The organism is Brucella sp. HL-2, from assembly GCF_025846885.2.
In the GTDB taxonomy this organism is placed as follows: Bacteria; Pseudomonadota; Alphaproteobacteria; order Rhizobiales; family Rhizobiaceae; genus Brucella; species Brucella quorumnocens.
In genome coordinates, this window is sequence record NZ_JAOYTK010000002.1 from 448,945 (window position 1) to 467,908 (window position 18,964).

The window sequence follows — 18,964 nt, forward strand, 5'->3', positions numbered from 1 at the left end:
AATAATGCAGTTGCCACCTACTTCGCATTGGCAGGCAGGCCGCAGGAGGAATCATGTCCCAGGAACGCAAGATGATGAGCGTCGACACTGCAACGCATGAGCATATACAGGCGCTGATCGGCAGCCTGGGCATGGACCTTGTTCTCTCGGGTGAAGAAGTAGCGCGCTATTGCAGCGACTGGCACGACGACGTGAAGAGCAGTGCAGTTGCAGTGCTTCGCCCCCGCTCCACAGCGGACGTATCTGCTTGTGTTAAAGCTGTTCGCGCTCGTGGCCTGTCTATTGTTCCGCAAGGCGGCAACACTGGCCTCGTACTGGGAGCAACGCCCGACTCGCCAGAATCTCAGGTCGTAATCAGCCTCGAACGTATGACCGCTATTCGCAGCATCGATGTAGATGATTTTTCCGCCGTGGTAGATGCTGGCTGTATTCTGTCCGAATTCAAGGACAAGGTAGAGGCCGCGGGGATGTTCTTTCCGCTGGCATTGGGTGCACAGGGTTCTTGTCGCATCGGCGGCAACGTATCGACCAATGCGGGCGGTATCAATGTGTTGCGATATGGCATGACACGTGAGCTCGTGCTCGGCCTTGAAGTAGTCCTACCTGACGGTTCCATTTTCGATGGTCTTTCAACCTTGCGTAAAGACAATCGCGGCATCGATCTGAAGCAGCTTTTCATTGGCGCAGAAGGAACTTTGGGGATTGTTACAGCGGTCGCGGTAAAGCTTATGCCGCAACCGGAGCAGGTAGCGACTGCACTGCTCAGTCTCAACGCTCTCGATGACGCTATCGCTCTTTATCGCCGCGCACGACGCGACTGTTGCGATCTGATGTCGGCATTCGAATTTATGCCGCCGCTTGCTTTCACACTGGCGCGAGAAGCGATGCCGGACTTGGCCATGCCAATGGACGGCAATTATTCAGCCTATGTTCTGATGGAGATCTCCGGTTCTGGATTAATCGACATCGAAGATCTCATGGGCCGCTTCCTTGAAAAGGTTATGGAAGACGGGCTGGTGGCTGATGGCGTCATCGCGACATCCCGCGACCAATCCCGCAAGCTGTGGCTGTTCCGCGAAGGCATGAACGAAGGCCAAGCCAAGAGAGGCCCTCATTTGCGCACCGATGTTTCCGTGCCCCTATCGCGCCTTGCGGATTTTGTACGTGATGCAGAGACCGCGGTCTATGTTGGTCTGCCAGACTGTGTCTGCGTATCTTATGGTCATGTGGGCGATGGGAATGTCCATCTTAATGTATTACCTCCGAACACGCTCGACCGCGCGGAGATCGATGCTCGTATCTACAAAGCAAAAAACATCATCAACGATGTACTCGATAGCTATCGCGGCTCCATGAGCGCAGAGCATGGAATTGGTCGGCTTAAACGACCGGATTTTGAAAAGCGTATGCCTAATGTGCAGCGCCAATTGCTATCCGCAATCAAGACTGCGATAGACCCTAGCCTTATGATGAACCCGGGTTGCCAATTGAGCTTGCCGCCTTGTTCAGAGACGAGCAATTAGAAGGACGCAACATGTCGACGGATTTTGGCCATATAAAGCGCAGCGAACACCTTCCTGCGCGGATCGCCGCCCAGATCGGCAGCGATATCCATGAAGGGCGTTTAAAGCCTGGCGACAAGCTACCGACTGAACATGTCCTTTCAAAATCCTTTGGCGTAAGCCGCTCAGTTGTTCGCGAAGCGATTGCGCAGTTGCGCAATGAAGGCCTCGTCGATACTCGACAAGGCGTCGGTGCCTTCGTAACCGAGCGACAGGCACGTTCGATCCGAATAAATGAGGATGAATTGTTCAGCCGCGATAGTTTTCGCGACCTGTTCCAGTTGCGCTTCCCTCTCGAGATCGAAGCGGCAGGATTGGCTGCAGCCCATCACACTGCCAAGGATCTGGCACGTCTTGATGAAGCACTCGAGCAAATGACCGGGGCTGCAAAATGGACAGATCAAGGGATCATTGCGGACCTCGCCTTTCACAAGGCAGTGGCTGATGCCACCGGAAACGAATATTTTTCAACATTCGTCGGATTTATTACTGAGCGCATCAGTCATGCAATCAACGTTGCCCGCTCAAAGGCCGTTCTGGAAGAAATCGTCAATATAACGATTGAGGAGCATGTCAATTTACGCGACACCATTGCCAGCCGCGATCCAGCGCTGGCGCGGGATGCCATGCGCAAGCATCTTATGGGAGCCGCAGCCAGGATCGGGCTGGTACTTGAATCCTACTAGGACGGGTCGCTGCCTATGATTCAAAGAAGGCGGAAAGCTGCATTTTTCTGAACAACCGATTTCGGTTCTAGACAGCGATAAATTCTCGAACTAAAACGATATATACAGTTGTCAGACATCCTGACAATAAGGCAAGTTGGCTTTGGAGGGTCACTGCCTGAACAGTGGGGGGCGCCGCAACTGGCGAAAAGGATGAGATAAACCGACGGGTTAAACCCTGCGGAACTATCGACCTTCTGAAACCACTGCGCCGGACTGGAGCCATATAATTGTAGCTTTCCATTTTGATGGAGACTGCCGGGAGGAGGACAGCTTGACTTCAAAGCATTCGTTGAGTGCACAACAAATTTTGCCGGACGACGCCACGACCGCCGTTCTGGTAGGACGTGTCTGGTCTAAGATTGCAGACGGCCCCTGCCCGGTTCTGATCCGTGATGAACGCGTGCTCGACCTGACAGCTATTGCTGCAACCGTGTCGGGCCTGTTTGAGATCGATGGTATTGCCGCGAAGCTCGCCGCCACCACAGACTTGCCGGATCTCGGCTCTTTGGACGATTTTCTGAGTGGTACGACTGGCCACCTTTTGGCTCCAATCGATCTGCAAGCAATCAAAGCTGCTGGTGTCACTTTTGCCGACAGTATGCTGGAGCGTGTCATTGAAGAGCAGGCAAAGGGTGATCCTTCTCGCGCTCGTTCTATCCGTGAAAAGCTCGCTCCCGTCCTTGGGGACAGCCTGCGCGGCGTTACGGCTGGTTCAGAAAAAGCGGCCAGCATTAAAACCCTTCTTCAAGACATGAATCTCTGGTCGCAATATCTCGAAGTCGGCATTGGACCGGACGCCGAGATTTTCACCAAGGCACAGCCGATGTCTTCTGTAGGATGTGGCGATAAGGTAGGCATTCACCCGATTTCAGAATGGAATAACCCGGAGCCCGAGGTAGTTCTCGCGGTGCGTTCCGACGGTGAAATTCTTGGCGCAGCGCTTGGCAATGACGTCAATCTGCGCGATGTTGAAGGCAGATCGGCTCTGTTGCTTGGAAAAGCCAAGGACAACAATGCATCCTGTTCAGTTGGCCCATTCATCCGCCTGTTCCACGATGCCTTCACGCTTGACGTTCTTTCCAAGGTTCGCGTTTCACTGCTGGTAAAGGGTGAAGACGGCTTCGAAATGACTGGCGAAAGCCCAATGGAAGCCATCAGCCGCTCACCTGCCAATCTGGTATCGCAGCTTCGTAATCGTAATCACCAATATCCCGATGGGGCCGTCCTGTTCCTGGGAACCATGTTCGCCCCCGTCAAAGACCGACGCGGTGTCGGCCAAGGTTTCACGCACGAAATCGGTGATCGCGTGGAGATTTCGACGCCGTCGCTGGGCCGACTTGTCAATTGGGTCGATCGTACCGATGCATGCCCGGAATGGACTTTCGGCACAAGGGCGCTCTTCCGGAACCTTGCCGCTCGCGGCCTTCTCACAAAGGTATAATTCCATGATTCAGAAGCTGATCGACCTGTTCTTTCGCTTTCTGGCGCTGCTTATGATTTTAGCTCTGGCAGGCATGGCACTGATGGTTTTCGTCAATGTCGTCCTTCGTTATGGCATGAATTCAGGCATTGCCATTTCCGATGAAATGTCCCGATACTTTTTTGTCTGGCTGACCTTTATTGGCGCGGTCGTTGCTCACCGTGAAAACCTGCATATGGGTGTGGAAACAGTGGTTTCTCGCTTCGGGCGAAAGGGCCGAGTTGTCCTTATGGGCGTTTCCAATCTGGTTATTCTGGGCGTTTCCGCAATTCTCTTTCTGGGAACCTGGCAGCAGCTGCCCATCAACTCCTCCATGGTTGCACCTGTAAGTGGCCTTTCCATGGGCTGGGTTTACGGCATCGGATTGTTCACCGGCGCCGGCATTTTCCTGATCTCGCTTGAAAGATTGTTTCGCATTTTGACGGGTCGCATCACCGAAGAAGAGATTTCGGCATTCGCCGGCGAACATATGAGCATTGAACAACTTTCGGAGCGTGCCTGATGACTCTTCTCGTATTCATTGGATCGCTCGTCGGCGCTATGGCCATCGGCGTTCCAGTCGCTTTCGCGCTTATGCTCTGTGGTGTCGCGCTTATGTGGCACATGGACATGTTCAATTCGCAAATCATTGCGCAGAACATGATTGCAGGCGCAGATACATTCACGCTGCTGGCTATTCCGTTCTTCATTCTGGCTGGTGAGTTGATGAACTCGGGCGGCCTGTCCCGACGTATTATCGACTTCGCGATTGCATGTGTTGGCCATATTCGCGGTGGACTTGGCATCGTGGCCATTTTTGCAGCCATCATCATGGCGTCGATTTCTGGCTCCGCAGCCGCGGACACTGCTGCTCTGGCTGCTATCCTCATCCCTATGATGGCCAAAGCAGGTTACAATGTTCCTCGCTCTGCTGGTCTTATCGCAGCAGGCGGCATTATTGCACCTGTGATTCCACCTTCGATGGCCTTCATCGTCTTCGGTGTGGCCGCCAATGTCTCGATCACTAAGTTGTTCATGGCAGGTGTATTTCCCGGTATTCTGATGGGTATTTCCCTGATTATCACCTGGTTATTGGTAGTTGGTAAGGACAAAGTTCAAACTCTTCCACGCGTTTCGGGCAAAGAGCGCCTAAAAGCCAGTGGTCGCGCCGCATGGGCACTCGGTATGCCCGTAATCATCCTGGGTGGCATCAAGGCTGGCGTCGTAACGCCAACGGAGGCAGCTGTGGTTGCGGCCATGTATGCACTCTTCGTGGGTATGTTCATTTACCGCGAACTGAAGATCACGGACCTTGGTCACGTGTTCCTTCGCGCAGCGAAAACGACTTCCGTCGTTATGTTCCTCGTCTGTGCCGCACTCGTATCTGCATGGCTCATTACGGCAGCCAACATTCCGGCCGAAATCAGCAACTACATCGAACCGTTGATCGACCGTCCGACTTTGTTGCTCTTCGTCATCATGCTGCTGGTTCTGGTGGTCGGCACAGCGCTTGATCTGACGCCAACGATCCTGATCTTAACGCCAGTTCTGATGCCGATTATTCAGAAAGCAGGGATCGACCCCGTTTACTTCGGCGTCCTCTTCATCATGAACACATCTATCGGTCTTCTCACACCACCAGTCGGTGTCGTGCTGAACGTGGTCTCAGGTGTTGGTCGCGTTCCACTGGGTCGGGTCATAAAGGGCGTACTCCCGTTCCTGCTTGCCGAGATTTGCGTACTGTTCCTTCTGGTGCTGTTCCCCGATCTCGTTCTTGTTCCCGCCAGCTGGCTCTATTGAGCCACTGGTACTCTTTCATTTTCTCTAACTCTGGGAGGATACTCATGAGAAAATTCCTAATCGCAACAACCGCACTCGTTTCTGCCGTTGCCACTTTTGCCGTCGGGCCAGCACAGGCTGAATTCAAGAGCCGCAACATCCGCGTCTCCAATGGTATCAATGCCGATCACCCTGTCGGCGACGGCATCAAGGCGATGCAAGCATGTCTCGACGAAAAGTCGAATGGCAATCTGAAGCTCACAGCGTTCTGGGGCGGCGCATTGGGCGGCGACCTTCAGGCAACTCAGGCTCTGCGTTCCGGCGTTCAGGAAGCTGTTGTCACTTCCTCATCGCCGCTGGTTGGTATTGTTCCAGCACTTGGCATCTTTGATCTTCCATTCCTGTTTGCGAATTCCGATGAAGCCTATACCGTCATGGATGGTGAGTTTGGCGATCTGCTAAATGAAAAGCTCGAGGCAGCCGGTCTAGTTAATCTGGCTTATTGGGAAAACGGTTTCCGCAACCTGTCAAACTCCAAGCATCCCATCAACAAATGGGAAGATCTTGAAGGGATGAAGGTTCGCGTGATGCAGAACAATATCTTCCTCGATACGTTCAAGAATTTTGGTGCCAATGCCACTCCGATGGCATTTGGCGAAATTTTCTCGGCGCTGGAAACCAAGGCCATCGACGCTCAGGAAAATCCATACGTGACGATCGACACTTCAAAATTCTATGAAGTGCAAGCCTATGTTTCGGAAACAAAACACGCCTACACACCATTCCTTTTCTTGTTCTCAAAGCCGATCTTCGACACCTACTCTCCTGAAGAGCAGGCAGCTCTGAGGGAATGTGCTGACGTCGGTCGCGATGTAGAGCGCAAGGTAATCGCCGAACTTAACAAAAAGTCGCTCGAAAAAATCGAAGCGGCTGGCGTGAAGTTCAACACGATTACACCAGAAGAACAGGCGCGTATTCTCGAAAAGTCTCAGGTGATTTACGAGAAACATAAAGCTGATATCGGCACTGACATCGTGGAACGTGCTCAGAGTATCCTTGCCGATCTGCGCAAGTAAGTTTAGGTTCAAACGCACAAGAAAGCCCGCGGTGATCTCTCACCGCGGGCTTTTTTTTCGAGAGGATTTTATGAACGGGGCAACTGCTCGTCCATTTACGCTCCCCGTTTCACTCGTTGTTCGCGGAAGAAAATAAACAATCCTGATCCGACGATCAGCGCTGCGCCAACCACCATACTCGTTTTCGGAATATCCCCGAAGAACATCCAGCCAAATAAGACAGCCCATAGCAAAAGCGTATATTGGAGTGGTGCCACCGTTGCTGCGTCGGAGATTTTCAGCGCACGGTTGACGAGCATATGGGCAGCCATCGCTACAATACCCAAAAGCAGCATAAGCGCGATCTCGGCGGGTGCGCCCAGCGGGCGCCAATCCAGCGGCGCAAAAATAACGCCTGCGATCAGCGCACCCATTAATTGGAAGAAAACGAGCGTCTTGTCCGGTGTGGCGCGGAGACTGCGGCCCGAAATCATCATAAATGCAAAGGCAATCGTGCCAAGGATCGAGATGATGGCTGGAGCAGTAAACATGGCGCTGGACGGATTGAGCGCGATAATGACGCCCACAAAACCGATGCCGATAGCTGTCCAGCGCCGCCAGCCAACCTTTTCGCCAAGCAGAAAAGGCGATGCCGCTGCCACATAGATCGGTGCGGCCAGCCAATAGGTCATGACGTCAGCCAAAGGCAGATACATGACAGCATAGTAGAACGCAAAGACCTCAAAGGTCGAAAAGAAAACACGCGCTGCCTGAAGAAGCGGCTTCTCTGCTTTTACGATGGGTTGCAGCCCGGCCCGCCAAAGAAAAGGGGCTAGAATGACAAGTGCTGCAACGCTGCGGATCAGAATGACCTGACCCACGCTGTAACTGGCAACGAGCCATTTACCCATTGCATCGTTCAATGAAAACATCAGCATGCCTATGAGCATGAGCGCAGGTCCGGCAATTGCCGGAAGTGCGCTGCCGCCCTGCTGTTGCGTTGTGGCAGACATGGAGCCTCCAATCAGAACTGGGAGTTTTCACCCGACATCAAATCGAGGTCGTATCTGAAATACGGCGGCTCACTGTGAATGCCTTATCCAGCTCCGGATTTAATTCCATGCCAAGGCCAGGACCGGGAGGAACCGTAATCATGCCATTCTTCACCTCTGGGAGGGCGGTGACAAGATCGCGATACCAGGTCCTGTAAAAAGCGCGGACGCTCTCTTGCACCAAAGCATTAGGCGCATTCAGTGACAAATGGGTCGAAGCACATAACACCACTGGACCCGTGCAATCATGCGGAGCGACAGGCAGATGCCATGCTTCGGCCATCGATGCAATTTTCCGGGCCTCTGACAATCCTCCACACCAGGAGATATCCAGCATGACAATTCCAGCAACGCCGGTTTCAAGATAATCGCGAAAACCCCAGCGGGATGCGAGTGTTTCAGATGCGGAAATGGGCGCAGGCGAGACTTCTGCATAGCGCTTAAGGCTGGAAAGGCTGTCCATCTTGATCGGATCTTCATGCCAGAAAGTACCATAAGGCGTTAGTGCTTTCGCGATCTGCATAGCGGGCAAAAGCTGCCACATGGAGTGAAACTCCACCATGATGTCAATGCGATCACCAACAGCTTTGCGGATTTTTTCAAAAGGTTGAAGCGCGGCTTTCATATCCGTTGACGAGATATATTGTCCCCGCGTTTTTTCCGCTGCTGCATCGAACGGCCAGATTTTCATAGCCGTTATGCCATCTTCAAGGAGAGAGTGGGCCAATTCATCTGCACGGTGCAAAAAGCCGTTGAGGTCATCGTAATCGCGACCGGTTGAAAGACCATAATTGCCCGTAGTTTGACCAGTCGCTTTCTTGATATACTCAGTACCCGCACAGGTATTGTAGGTTCGAATTTCCCGTCGCGAAAAACCACCCAGAAGCTGCGCTATCGGTTGGTTGGTGGCTTTGCCGAATATATCCCACAACGCAATATCGAAAGCCGAGTTTCCGCGGACTTCTGCGCCGGACGAGCGAAAGCCCACATAACCAACGAGATCCGCTGCCAGCAGGTCGATTTCCAAAGGATCGCGACCTATTACCCTTGGTGCAACATATTCGTGAATATAAGCTTCGACCGTTTCTGCGCCGAAAAATGTTTCACCAAGCCCGGTAATACCTTCGTCGGTATGGACAAGTACCCAGAGCAGGTTAGCGCGTTCAGCCACGCGCACGGTTTCCAGCGCAGTAATCTTCATAAATTCCTCCTAAATGCCACCCAAGATTACTCCTCATAAGTCCTTGGGATTCCTTGCAACTTGACTGATGAAGGTATCAAATTCGTTAGCATCTCGCGTATAAACTTTAAAAGTTCAGCCAAATTTTTTTAGGGCGATTTCGAGCTCAAAACTGCCAACGCGATAATGTTATTGCGCCTTCAGAATTGCCATCCATTTATTGAGTTCACTTTGTCAGATGGTGTGGACATTCGCTTCTTCAGCGGTGTTTCCGAACGGCCTGGCGCTTACTGAAACACCAAATAGGTCAAGGCGCAGATCGGGGAATACGGATTGGCCGAGATCGTTGACCAAGCCACCCCTTATTGACCGAACATGGTGGGGAACTGGCAACAGAATGCACTCTGGCACAACAAGAAGAAGTGCGCTCAGTCAACCCGTTAGACCTAACAGCCCGGATTATCGAGCCATCCCCTTCTAATTTATTCGAAGCGAAGGACTTCAGATTATCTGTATGCTCGATACTTCGATTATCCCGGTGCGGAAGGCCTCGACATCTTCTATGCTGCGTTCTTGCAAATAATTAAGGGGCCCGCGCCAGGCATTTCATAACTGTGAGTGTGGCGCAAAAATGGGCTTGCCCAGCAAAGGATTTAAACAAAACTGGTTTGTATAATAAAATCATATACTTTGGGAGATTAGATGGTACGGACGGGTGGATTCGAACCACCGACCAATCCATTGTTTTTGTTATATATTTTCTGACTGAAATTCAATTTTGTTACACATATTGTTTCACAGTTTATTTCACATTTCGTATCACGTTCGATACGTCTTGACTACCATCCCAAATTAGAACAAAATAGGAACATTCAATAATTCAGGAGAAATCCATGAACACCTTTGTGCAGAATTATGAAGCCGAAATTGAGATGGTTCTCGCCTACCACGGCGGGGATGTGCACGCGGCTATAGAAGCGCTCCTGAAAGACCGAGACTTTCTTGCACGTGAAGTTGAGCTCTCACGCTTTGCCGTCACCCATGGCCAACGCACATTTTTAAAGAGGGCTGCGTGATGAATACGTTTCAAGTCGCCCTTCCTGAAGCATACGCATTGAAATGCGCTCGGCGTGAAGTGCACCGAGACGCAGGACGTCTTGGTGCACGCTTGCCTCATCGCATGGCGCGTAAGTCTGGAATCGATTTTTGCGTGTTTAGCTTCCCTTCGGAAAGACGCATGAGCGTTTTCATGCGCCGCCATGGCGGCAAGCCTTTTGGCGATGGCATATGGGAACGAATTGTCGTTCGATAAATCGCATGCCAAGGCCACCTTCACACGAAAAAATTGACGCGTTCACCCGCATTGTTGATCTGGAGCCGTGGGCGGTTCTATGTGGAATGTGCACACGATGCGGATACATTAACGATGTGAGCATAAAACAAGTTCAGCGCAAAATTGGCAAAGACGAACCGCTGCAACAGCATCAATGGAAGCTTCGCTGTGAGGCTTGCACGATGAAAGGGCAGAGTGAATTCGTGGTTTATCGCGCTCCGAGGTAATAAATGTCAGGATACAACAACGACAAGGCTCACGTTTCGCAACCGGGCAAACTGTTCGAGCATTGGTGTAATGATGCCGACTGCAAGGCATGGGGCACGTTTGGATATAAGACTAAATACGGCCAGCTTTGGTTCTGCCGCGCACATAAGCAGCAAGGCGGAGATGCGCTGGCTGGACGGAAAAAATAGGAGCCTGTGAAAGGCTCCCTTTTGAATTATTTGCTTTTCTTGCACTCATAGCATTGCTTTGCCGGCGGCTTCCAACTCGCCATCGCCGAAGCTGTCGATGCGCCAGCCAGCAATGTGGCTAAAACGATAATTGCGTATTTCATGTTGCCCTCCTATCAAGCCTTCCGACTTTGGAAGGTGTGAAGATATTCAATCAATCCTGCTTGAGAGGAAATACGGCCCCTGTCGTATTTCAACATAACTGGACGCCGATAATTTGCGCGCTACCTCCTTTCATTACGGAGGATCGCATGTGCAATCTTTACAACATCACGACCAATCATGAGGCTATGCGCCGTCTCTTCCCCAAGTTCGGAGATGTGACGAACCGTGTTGATCGCCGGAGGGGCGGGAAAATAAATGAACTGGTTCTACACCATGGAGGGCGCGGTATCGGTCGCGCTGTTGATTGCCGTTGTCGCAGTGCGGTTGATACCGCGCCGATAGAAGTGCTACCCAATTGTAGGAATTGCTGATTTGCTTATAAAGCGATTAATTGCTGACACTGGTAGTAAGAGTCTTTTCTGACACCCTCGTGTTAAAAAAGTATTTCTTGCTATTTAGTCTCGGATGGCGCCGTCCCTGAATACCTTCACTCCCCCTTCCTTAAACAGGCGCTCGCGCCTGTGCAGCCATCGCAGGGTGTATTTTCACGCCTCATGCCAGCACCTGCAACGCAAAATTCTTCCTAGTAGGAAATATTAGACAGTGGACTTTACATATAGCTACTTATTGCTACTATGATATTGCGCCGTGGTAAGTATTAAGTATTTTTATTACATATTTCTAATACATTGGCGTAGCTCTTACTTGGCGCGGGGGCGCAGGTAAGAGCTTTTATTTTTATAACTCCTAATTTATGCTTTGCTGTATATTCCTATTAATTGCTATTAGCGCTTAATAACCGTCCATGCTTTAAACATCGTGCGCTATGTATTACCTCCGCCCGCATAGTGCATCGCCCCGGTGTTTAGTGTCCTTCCGGCCCCAGTAAACACCGGGGCATTGCTTTTTCTCATGAAGTTTCTGCCAGATGCTGGTCTGATCGACCTCGCTCGGTCTGATGGCAACGTTAAATAGGCCGTAGAGATTATTCCGGCCGGATAAACTCGTTCCAGAACAACTAAACTTAGCTCTAAAATACATCCGCCTTGTTGCACGATTGAGTGTGGGGTTTCACGGAATTGTGAATTGCGCATAATGCCACCCAGAAAAAAGGGAAATTTATGCTTTGTGAAAACCCGTCTCAGCATGACTGGAAGATCAAATGAGCACCGCACAGCGTTGGTGCTCAAGATGGAAAGTTTGGTTTATCAGATTGGCGAGCTTCGCGGCCGCCCTTCTCATCATCGGCATTTGCGCCAACAATTCGTCAGCGGGGCTATTCTGGCATCGTGAGAAAAAGGCAACCATTGCCGGTCGCCATTACATTGTTCCCGAAGATTACAGCCGCACCGCAACGTCTGATGATGGCAGAGGAATATACATCAAAGTTTCCCGCACCGATTTTAGGGCACTGGCTCGTGACGTGCCCGGCTGGGACGACAACATTCTGATCCTTGTCCAGTCTGTCAACAATACTGTCTCTGAGCTGTGGGACTCAGCCTGGGACGGCAGTCCTTCCCACTGGAAAACGGAGATTACAAAGCAGTATGAGATACCCGGCGGGTTCGTGGTCCGGGAATATGACGATGGCTGGGATACAATCCTCGGCCCTGATGAAACACCGGGAACTCCCGATTTTGGTTTTATGCGGTGTTCTCGACCGAAACCGATTGTCGGCTATGCTCCCGATTGCACACTCATGTTTGATCGTAACAAACAGCGTTGGCAGGTCACCTTCGGACGCCAGTTTGTTGAGAATTATAAAGAGATACGCCGCAAGGCAGAGCAATTAATAGACAGTTTTGAAGTTGATAAATAATTTCAGGTGATTTGATGACAGACCTTTCTCAAGAGCAATTTGACAAGCTAAGCGAAATTGCAAATAGCGGACAAAGCGGGGCACGTGCTCTTTATTACACAACACTTGCCTCTTATGGCATCGACTATGGCAATCTGGCACTTGGTGTTGTGTTTGAGGATCAGCTCTCTGGAAAAGTTGCCAACGAATATTTCATGCGCGTCGCAGCGTCCGAAGGTGTCAACGTCAGCAACCAACAATGGGATGCGATCGGTAACGACCTGATGCACCGTGATCTTGATGCAAGATTTGCCAAGAGGGACCAACACTCCGATGGTGGTCGCGACTATTATACTTACTCCGATCTCACTTATCAGGACATCGAAAATTACCACGACAGAGCGTTCGGTACGCTGGGCGGAACGGTCCCTGAAGGTCAGGGGGTGAGCATTGCCGCCTGGACGGCGTGGTTGCCAGTTCAGGTTCTCGGAGAGACTGTCGCCTGGGACTGGCTTGTCAGTGGCGACTATCTGGATTTCAAAGCGGGATCCGCAGTAATTCTTGCTACCATCGAGCTTACTCAATGGTCAGGTGGAAGCCTTGGTCCACTGGCTGATATGTGGACTGAAGCCGTATGGGAAGCCATCGCTGACGTCTCACGGTCGCCCGCCTTTCCGATTAATGCCGATACTGCAGTCGTGAATATGGGTACACGGGGCGATGATTATCTCGACACCCACGACCTGATGGTGGCAGGCAAGCAGACAATCGTGCTTGGCCTTGGCGGCAACGATACCATTCTCGGTAACGGCACCGATGCCAGAATTGACGGCGGCAGCGGTTCTGATCGGTTGGTTTTGCAGACTCCGTCGGATGTACGAAGTACCGACACCACTATCAATGGCATCGACCAAGGGTTCTCCGGCAATGTGACATATTTCAACAATAGTCATGATTTGATCGAGGGCGAGAAGTTTCATCATATTGAAGCCCTGACCGGAACCAGTCTGGACGATAAATTTACGCTAAGTTCGCACAGTTCCAGGGAGTTTCCCACGCTTGCAATCGACGGAGGTGAAGGAGCTGACCGTATTCATTTCAGCCTGGATACCGGAAACATTGTCATTGACCTCAACAAAACCGTCGGAACCGCAACGATTTCAGACATCGATGGACCAGGTAGTGTCACTTTGAACCTACAGAATATCGAGGATATCTACGCTGATGATGGGAACGATTTAATCTTCGGCAACGCTGCCAACAACACGCTCTCCCTGTCCAGTGGAAAGAACGAAGCCCACGGTCGTGGTGGCGATGATAATTTGTTAGGCGGCGATCAAACCGACAATCTATATGGTGACGACGGGAACGATCACCTGAGTGGCGGAGACAGTAACGATTTCCTTGATGGTGGGGCTGGCGATGACGTGCTTACCGGGGGATCGGGAAGTGACCAGTTCCAGATAAGCGCTGGAACTGACGTGTTTTTTGATTTCTCATTGGGAGAAGACAGACTAATTGGTACAAACCTGACATTCTCAGAGGCACCATCGGCTGTAATGGTAACGGCCGATCAAGGATACGCGATGCTGTATGGACTGGCACTCGACGACGTTCTGAATTGTCAAAACCAAGGCCTTCTACTAGGTTGAATTTCTAGCGTCCGTCAATTCGGTGCAGTAAGAACTCAATGACAGAAGAGGCCTAAACATCTGAAACGATGTTCCAGTCCTGAAAAGAAAAACCCCGCCGAAGGGCGGCTGTTTGTTTAGGCAACAAGGATTTTGTCGATCGTCTCATGGAGATTGGCAAGATTGCCATCGTTGGCGATAACCAAATCCGGCTCGAAATCTAACTTCTCAGATGGATGGCTGCTGTTTATGCCGCCTCGACCTTCCAGCATGATTACTATGCCTCCAGCCTTGCGGACTGCATCGGCTTCGTTTGCAAACCTACAGTCGTCAGTGACAGACGTGGCACCAGTGACGCGTTCACGCCAGATGCTAATCCAGAAGTCTTCGCCCATGCACTTGCGGCCCCACTCTGTGCCGAGAGTCTGCATTGCATGGCGTGGTGTCCGACCTGATGAATCGACAACTTCTTTTAGTTCGCCTTCAATCTGTTGCTGGCTATAGCCAACAGCGCGCAGCATGTCCTTCAACGGGTCGGCAAACTTCACCAGCTTATAACCGCGCTGCATGACGTATTTGGCCGCCGTCGACTTACCGCTCCCTGCCTTTCCTGTGAAAGCAATTACCTTCGGCCAATTGTCGTTAGCATGCGTGTAGCGTTCGAGTGGGCCGAATGTTTCAAGGGCGAGGTCAGTGTTGCCTCGGAAGTATGAATTGGCGGCATCTTCGATGGTGTAATTTAAAATCCCCATTACACCTCCTCCCTCACCTTACGCTTCGGCTCTTCAAACTTCTCGGTAATAGGCCCGTCGTCCAGCAATCCGCGCAAGGATGACAGCTTGTCACGAACAAGCGGACGGAATCGGCTCGCTGCAAAAGGCGGGTTCTCGTAACCGAACTGCGGACAGGTTCCGCGATCAACGCCGTTGAGCCGAACGCCAATATAAGAGCCGTGAATGTAATGTTCGAAAGGTCCGATCCAATCGATCTCGTAAATCTCACCTTCCTTGACCTCGATGAACTGCTCGAAGCCGACAGCACTATCGATGCAGACCACTTTTTGCCCGACGTGGAATTGGTTCATGGGGCCTCCCCAAGCATTTCGAGCGCCTTAGTGTATCGAGCGCGCCTGTCAGCATCGTCATTTGAAGGGCGAAGATTGTCTCGCAGATCAGCTATTTTGACTGGCCTTGCGATAGGGTTAGAGCAAGCTCGTTTGACATAAACGAAGTAGTCCTCGTCATCCCGACGGGTAATTGCATTCAAGGCCAGCACGATGTCGTCATCAAAGCCGAACGAATAGATGTCGTTCAGAGAAGTGTCTGTGTCCTCAATCAAATCATGCATCACGCCGACGATTTGCGTTTCGGCAGTGGTCTGAGCCATCATCACCCTGATAGGGTGAAAAATATAAGGCTCGCCGTTCTTGTCCAGCTGCCCCATATGAGCCGCTGAAGCCACTGCGATTGCTGTTTCAATGTTGCTCATGTGCTTCTCCTGCTCGCCATGCCTCAATGCTTCGATACTCGACTGCCACTCCGTGCAATATGGCTCGATCAATGCCCATCTTCATGCCGCCGCTAATACCACGATCATTGTAAACAACGCATTTCGTTGCCACCCGATACCAGGCAAGGCCGGCCTCGATGCCCAACGTCCGCTCATCGGGCTGCATATCGTCCAGCACTTGCGTGTGCAGCAAATGGCTGGCAATTGGCGCCTCGCCTCGTCGCAGACTGTCTAGGAGGCAAGCCCGTGCATATGCGGTGTTGGATTCCACGTCGCCGCTGTAAGGCGTTTCGATAATGACGAGTGAATAGTGAAACTTTGCAAGAATTGCCGCCGACCTTGACTTAACACGCTCATATCGCTCACGCGAAATAACGTACTGCGTGTCCAAAATCGCAGGCTTGCCGGAACCGCTGCCGACCAAGACGCCATTGCTAAATCCTTCAACAGCGTTGCGTGCGGCTTTGTCTTCTGCTTCTTCAAGCATATTCTCTCCTCGTGTCTGTGGTGAAACGCCGCTTGGTGGGCGGCGCGTTGATGGTTAATGCCGTGGAAGGCGATTTCGCAAAGGCATCGACGGATTATGCGGAATGCCAATCCATCCGATCTGAAGTTCGCTGTACCCTGAGTAGAGGTCTCTTTTAAAAGCGAACCACCATTCATTTAGACTTGGCTTACGCCTTTGTTTCGTCCTGACTACTACGGTTGCAACTCTGTGGCTGTTTCTTACCGCGCGCACAACCTCGACGATGAAGCTGGTTGAAACAATAAGTACAACTAAGCCACCGACGATCATCAGCACGCTCTGAAGAAATATCATGCCACCCTCCTCTCGCTTGCCACATTGTCATTCGTCGCCTGATACTTCGTATTCACCCCGTCCATCATGGCAACTCGAACGCGCGATATCTCGCCGAACGTGGAATGGTACGTGATCGCCTGCATGGAACGACCCGACAAGAATCCAGAACCGAAGTGCCAAGCATCTTGAGGCGTGGGTGTCTGGTGCGATTCAGAGATTACGCCGTTTCCTTCAGTCGCAAGCTTGCTGGAATGATGGATGTGAAAGCCATGAATGAAGCGATGCTTCGTTGCTCCCCAATCCTCTGCGCGGCGGTGGGCCATGATACTGGCCATGTCTTTCAGCTTGACCGTATGGCCGTGCGTAGCGCCTAAGAGAACCGAACCGAAGCGGAACCAAAAGAAAAGAGACGGATCGACATCAACGACGACGCGCGGCTCATTGCGATACCAAGCAAGCAAAAAGTAAGCGACCGCAACCGATGCATGCTCGTCGTGGTTGCCCGGTAAAATGCGTACCGTGACACGCGAATGTCGTCGGAGGTTGGCATCAACGGTTTTTACGATCAGACGGCAAGCTGCCATCAGCACCTTTTGATAACGCCCATCGACCTGCAAGGCGTTGCCAGAGCGTGCGGTTTTGTTTTCGTTATTGTCGCTATGCAGCAGGTCACCGCCTCCAAGGACAATCGCATTCCCACTTGGCGGAGTTCTGGCGACTAAATCTTCAATCGCTTCTCCAATGACCTTCTCTGCTATTTCCAGATCCCAATTGACGCCTGTTTCTTTGCCCCAAGAGAAAAGCCCAAGATGGAGGTCTGCCAATGGCGTCAGCGTCAGTAGATCAGTGTTTGCAACGGCAGGAGCGGGCTTCGGCTCCGCTGCTGGCTGCCAGCCATCAAATGCCGCTTTGACTGTCTCGGCAATGTCTACCGCAGACGGCTCTTCGCGTGTTTTAACCCATTGCTGCATAAGCCGACCCTGCGAGTCGACCAGAGCAGATACGCCTTTAACAGAGTGCCCATCGGGAACATCGAACTTCCCGCCAACATCTGGCTTCTGCTGTATAAACTCACGAACTACATCGCCTTCAGAATTAGTCACGGCGGTTGTTTTAGTCAGCCTGAATCCTTCTAGTACAGGCTTAGTTCCCATCAACCCAAGTTCAGCGGCGCGCTTGATGCTGTCGTGAAACGCAGACTTCTTTACGCCGCATGCGTGCGCAGCCTTCGTTATTGTGCCGTGCTGCTGATACGCAGCAACACGGCGTGCTAGTTCTTGTTTTGAAAGCATTTATTGTCCTCTGGCAGCAATCATGGCGTCGGCCATCGCGTAACATTTACGAGCTAGGGCATCAGTATCGGTGCCGTGGTCAGTTACGGGCCAAGCGGCCAGCACCTGCCCAGCAAAATGATCGCGTATTGTCAGGCCTTCATGCAGGCTGCCAATGCCGAACCCTTGCGGGCTTTGCCATGTAAGGAATGGATGGGCTGGACCACCCGTATTTACGCGCGCACCCGCGCCCTGTACCTGTTCAGACATACAGTCTCCTCGTGTTTGGTTGGTTCTGCGGTTGCCCGTCAGGGCTATTCGCAGAGTCGGATTGGTCGTCCGATGAGCAGGATGGAAAGAGTCTCGAGACAATCTGTCAAGTCCTAAACATAAAAAAAGAGCGGCCCGGAGACCGCTTTCTTTCAACATCAGGATCGCGCCCGCGTCGTCTTCTGTTCAAACACCCGATCCATGCGCTCGGTGAGCCCATCGATACGGTTCGCAACGCTTTCGATGGCGCGCATGATTTGCGACGTCTGCTCTTGCATCCCGGCCTTTGTGGCGAACGTTTCGGCGGCTCGCAGTTTGTAATCTGACAATTCCTGCCTCGTCAGCGCCGCGAGTGCGGTTGCTGCGTCGGCTTTGGCGGCGGTTTCGTTTCTTGCCGCATTAATCTTGCTGTCGACATACTTCCATAGACCAAACAGAAAGCCGAACAGCATCACGATGAAGCCGACAGCGCCCATGATTTCAGTGCCGGTCATCTATCTGATTTCCTTAGATTAGACATAAATGTAGCCTTTCATGGGCTTGATAGATTTTTTGTGTGTTTTTATCCGGCGAGAGCTAGACCAATGATTAACATCCGCCGCGCCACTTGCTTGGCGCTCCGTGTCCTGTGCATCTCTTTGCCGATCCTTATTGCTCTCGTGGCTATGGCGATGATCGTCACTTACGATAGAGACAGGAACATCGCGCAGACAACTGGTGTTGCCGGAGCCACTCAACCAAGTGTCAACTAGGCTCACGGCCGTACCTTGCATAGCTTTTCCATTTTCTCATTCTCCGCCAGGATCTGGCGCTTGGTCTCTGACGTGTCGTCGTGGCTGGCGTAGATAGCGCGCGCCACGTCGCAGTAATTACTGCTTGTCGCGCATCCACTTAGCAAGCCGAGCGTCAACAGCGCTGTCATCAAGACGGCTGACTTCATTTTCTATCTTCCGTGCTTTGGTTGCGGATTGTGCG

At 51.8% G+C, this 18,964-nt stretch carries 19 protein-coding genes; 9 read left to right on the forward strand and 10 right to left on the reverse strand.

Going from position 1 to position 18,964, the window contains the following annotated elements:
• Window positions 1-131 precede the first annotated feature (131 nt).
• From OIV19_RS05235 to OIV19_RS05260, 6 genes are all read left to right on the forward strand, one after another.
• Complete coding sequence (locus OIV19_RS05235; protein WP_498831030.1) at window positions 132-1,523, forward strand: FAD-binding oxidoreductase; 1,392 nt, start codon at window positions 132-134, stop codon at window positions 1,521-1,523.
• Window positions 1,524-1,534: 11 nt separating this feature from the next.
• Window positions 1,535-2,248: a FadR/GntR family transcriptional regulator gene (locus OIV19_RS05240; protein ID WP_264230880.1), complete on the forward strand. Its 714-nt coding sequence runs from the start codon at window positions 1,535-1,537 to the stop codon at window positions 2,246-2,248.
• Window positions 2,249-2,561: 313 nt separating this feature from the next.
• The gene (locus tag OIV19_RS05245) at window positions 2,562-3,731 is read left to right on the forward strand and encodes a fumarylacetoacetate hydrolase family protein (protein ID WP_151091588.1); all 1,170 of its coding nucleotides are present in this window, start codon (window positions 2,562-2,564) and stop codon (window positions 3,729-3,731) included.
• 7 nt (window positions 3,732-3,738) lie between these two features.
• Window positions 3,739-4,272: a TRAP transporter small permease gene (locus tag OIV19_RS05250; RefSeq protein WP_151091808.1), complete on the forward strand. Its 534-nt coding sequence runs from the start codon at window positions 3,739-3,741 to the stop codon at window positions 4,270-4,272.
• Complete coding sequence (locus OIV19_RS05255; protein ID WP_191792740.1) at window positions 4,272-5,549, forward strand: TRAP transporter large permease; 1,278 nt, start codon at window positions 4,272-4,274, stop codon at window positions 5,547-5,549. The genes OIV19_RS05250 and OIV19_RS05255 overlap by 1 nt, the downstream gene beginning before the upstream one ends.
• A 44-nt stretch (window positions 5,550-5,593) precedes the next feature.
• On the forward strand, window positions 5,594-6,604 hold the full coding sequence (locus tag OIV19_RS05260) for a TRAP transporter substrate-binding protein (protein WP_151091590.1): 1,011 nt from the start codon (window positions 5,594-5,596) through the stop codon (window positions 6,602-6,604).
• A 95-nt stretch (window positions 6,605-6,699) separates the two neighbouring features.
• On the opposite strand, the gene OIV19_RS05265 is transcribed toward OIV19_RS05260, so the two are convergent.
• Together OIV19_RS05265 and OIV19_RS05270 are read right to left on the reverse strand one after the other, a co-directional pair.
• Window positions 6,700-7,596, reverse strand: a complete 897-nt coding sequence (locus OIV19_RS05265; RefSeq protein WP_264230881.1) for a DMT family transporter — start codon at window positions 7,594-7,596, stop codon at window positions 6,700-6,702.
• Between the two features lie 37 nt (window positions 7,597-7,633).
• A complete protein-coding gene (locus tag OIV19_RS05270; RefSeq protein WP_151091591.1) occupies window positions 7,634-8,836 on the reverse strand; it encodes a mandelate racemase/muconate lactonizing enzyme family protein in 1,203 nt (400 codons plus the stop codon).
• An 872-nt stretch (window positions 8,837-9,708) separates the two neighbouring features.
• On the opposite strand from OIV19_RS05270, the gene OIV19_RS05275 reads away from it, so the two are divergent.
• The 3 genes from OIV19_RS05275 to OIV19_RS05285 all read left to right on the forward strand — a co-directional run bounded on the left by OIV19_RS05275 (window position 9,709) and on the right by OIV19_RS05285 (window position 14,158).
• Window positions 9,709-9,891 carry a CUE domain-containing protein gene (locus tag OIV19_RS05275; RefSeq protein WP_264230882.1) on the forward strand — a complete coding sequence of 61 codons (183 nt, stop codon included), beginning with the start codon at window positions 9,709-9,711 and terminating at the stop codon, window positions 9,889-9,891.
• 1,979 nt (window positions 9,892-11,870) lie between these two features.
• A complete protein-coding gene (locus OIV19_RS05280; RefSeq protein WP_264230883.1) occupies window positions 11,871-12,527 on the forward strand; it encodes a hypothetical protein in 657 nt (218 codons plus the stop codon).
• A 14-nt stretch (window positions 12,528-12,541) separates the two neighbouring features.
• On the forward strand, window positions 12,542-14,158 hold the full coding sequence (locus tag OIV19_RS05285; RefSeq protein WP_264230884.1) for a calcium-binding protein: 1,617 nt from the start codon (window positions 12,542-12,544) through the stop codon (window positions 14,156-14,158).
• A 116-nt stretch (window positions 14,159-14,274) separates the two neighbouring features.
• Here OIV19_RS05285 and OIV19_RS05290 read toward each other — a convergent pair whose 3' ends face one another.
• The 8 genes from OIV19_RS05290 to OIV19_RS05325 form a co-directional block, all read right to left on the reverse strand.
• Window positions 14,275-14,889, reverse strand: coding sequence for a deoxynucleotide monophosphate kinase family protein (locus OIV19_RS05290; RefSeq protein ID WP_264230885.1), 615 nt, complete (start codon window positions 14,887-14,889; stop codon window positions 14,275-14,277).
• Window positions 14,889-15,221: a hypothetical protein gene (locus OIV19_RS05295; protein WP_264230886.1), complete on the reverse strand. Its 333-nt coding sequence runs from the start codon at window positions 15,219-15,221 to the stop codon at window positions 14,889-14,891. The genes OIV19_RS05290 and OIV19_RS05295 overlap by 1 nt, the downstream gene beginning before the upstream one ends.
• A complete protein-coding gene (locus OIV19_RS05300; RefSeq protein ID WP_264230887.1) occupies window positions 15,218-15,625 on the reverse strand; it encodes a nucleotidyltransferase family protein in 408 nt (135 codons plus the stop codon). Before OIV19_RS05300 ends, OIV19_RS05295 begins: the two co-directional genes overlap by 4 nt.
• Window positions 15,612-16,133: a DUF7768 domain-containing protein gene (locus tag OIV19_RS05305; RefSeq protein ID WP_264230888.1), complete on the reverse strand. Its 522-nt coding sequence runs from the start codon at window positions 16,131-16,133 to the stop codon at window positions 15,612-15,614. Before OIV19_RS05305 ends, OIV19_RS05300 begins: the two co-directional genes overlap by 14 nt.
• A 329-nt stretch (window positions 16,134-16,462) precedes the next feature.
• On the reverse strand, window positions 16,463-17,740 hold the full coding sequence (locus tag OIV19_RS05310) for a metallophosphoesterase family protein (protein ID WP_264230889.1): 1,278 nt from the start codon (window positions 17,738-17,740) through the stop codon (window positions 16,463-16,465).
• On the reverse strand, window positions 17,741-17,989 hold the full coding sequence (locus tag OIV19_RS05315; RefSeq protein ID WP_264230890.1) for a hypothetical protein: 249 nt from the start codon (window positions 17,987-17,989) through the stop codon (window positions 17,741-17,743).
• Window positions 17,990-18,147: 158 nt separating this feature from the next.
• Window positions 18,148-18,483, reverse strand: coding sequence for a hypothetical protein (locus OIV19_RS05320; protein WP_095444056.1), 336 nt, complete (start codon window positions 18,481-18,483; stop codon window positions 18,148-18,150).
• A gap of 260 nt (window positions 18,484-18,743) precedes the next feature.
• A complete protein-coding gene (locus tag OIV19_RS05325; protein ID WP_264230891.1) occupies window positions 18,744-18,929 on the reverse strand; it encodes a hypothetical protein in 186 nt (61 codons plus the stop codon).
• Between the last annotated feature and the right edge of the window lie 35 nt (window positions 18,930-18,964).